Annotated in this window: 1 protein-coding gene and 1 rRNA gene; both read right to left on the bottom strand. The window is 38.8% G+C overall.

Annotated features, from left to right (window positions below; genetic code table 11):
- Positions 1-186: 186 nt before the first annotated feature.
- Positions 187-1,383, bottom strand: a complete 1,197-nt coding sequence (locus FTT98_RS17680; protein ID WP_180042398.1) for an MFS transporter — start codon at positions 1,381-1,383, stop codon at positions 187-189.
- Between the two features lie 165 nt (positions 1,384-1,548).
- Positions 1,549-1,663, bottom strand: a 5S ribosomal RNA gene (gene rrf / locus FTT98_RS17675).

Raw genomic sequence — 1,663 nt, 5'->3', positions numbered from 1 at the left:
CGCGACTCATGAGTGCTCGGTTATATGCGGGCCAATTGGTTGTGCGATAGATTTTGTGTGTAGGCTTCTTCATTTGAAAATTATATCGCTGAAAAAGCCTTTACAGATAGGTTTGTGCAACAAAGCCTATTTATATTAAAAAATAGATGTAAAACGAATATTAAATAATAGCTTATTCACATATTTCTATTTTAATTTATTCAATTTTATTGCTAAAAATAAACCGATCATCAAGATAACAGCAATAAAGCTCGTCAACCCCATCCAACCAGACATTTCCCAAACCAAACCACTACTACCCAAGATACTAGAACCTAAGTAGTAGCAAAATAAATACAGAGATGAACCTACGGCACGGTACTGCAGGGATTGAACTGATACCCAACTACTTGCCGTGGAATGCGCTGCAAAAAAAGCAAAAGTGAATATAATCAGCCCCAAAATGACTGACCAAAATGCCGGAATGAGCATGATCAACAACCCCAACAGCATCATGATCAGCATCGAAGGTAAAACTTTTGCCCGTCCAAAGCGTTTCCCCCAACTTGCAGCCCGAGGTGAACTATATATTCCTGCCAAATAAGCTATTGAAATTAGCCCAATCCAAGTTTGAGAAAGTTGATAAGGTTCTTCTAATAGGTGGTAGCTCATATAGTTAAATATAGAGACAAAACATCCCATGAGGATAAAGCCTTGAAGGAATAAAATTCTCAGCTTTGGATCTGCTAAATTTTTAACGAAAGATTCATAAAATCGGTTGAAACGAATGGGGTAAGCTTGAAAATGTTGAGATGCCGGAAGTAATAAAAAGAATGCTGTGGCTATACATAGGTTAATGATTCCAATAATCATCATGGCATTTTGCCAACTAATATAATCAATCAATACCCCGGCAATGAGACGACCACCCATTCCTCCAATCGCAGTACCCGATATATACAGGCCCATTGCAAAGCCTATATCTTTTTGCTCAATTTCTTCACCTATATAAGTCATTGCAACTGCAGCAACACCGCTAACACTTAATCCGATCAGCACGCGATTCAATAAAAATATTTCCCAAAGTGGAAATATAGAACTAATGATTGAAAGTGACGCTGCCAAAAATAAAGCGGTGACCATCACAGGCTTACGACCGAATCGATCTGAAATCAAACCAGTGAATAGCAGCCCAATCGCTAAGGCAATGGTAGAAAAAGATAAAGGAAAGCTGCTATGTGTCGGACTGACATGAAAGAAATTCGCAAAGATGGGCATCATCGGTTGTACACAATACAACGATGAAAAAATTGCGAAGCCTGCTAAAAATAAAGAAAATAAAATGGCAAGAAATGGCCGTGTGCCATATTCAATATAAGGAGAATTTGAGGCTAAATCAGACATGAGCTTTCCAACAATGACACGGATAGTATACGCCTTTCAGTCTTTAATTTATAAATCACATGAAATGAATGATGAATTCTTTCTTTTTTTCTCACTACTTCTTTTTCTTTTCCTCACACATAAAAAAACACCCCCTGACGTATCAGGGGGTGTTTTCGAATAATGAGCTGGCGATGACTTACTCTCACATGGGTAACCCCACACTACCATCAGCGCTAAGAGGTTTCACTTCTGAGTTCGGGAAGGGATCAGGTGGTTCACTCTTGCTATTGTCGCCAGC

Source organism: Acinetobacter sp. YH12039 (genome assembly GCF_013420015.1).
In the GTDB taxonomy this organism is placed as follows: domain Bacteria; phylum Pseudomonadota; class Gammaproteobacteria; order Pseudomonadales; family Moraxellaceae; genus Acinetobacter; species Acinetobacter amyesii.
The sequence above is the reverse complement of the archived record's forward strand: the minus strand, read 5'-3'. Positions and strand labels throughout refer to the sequence as shown.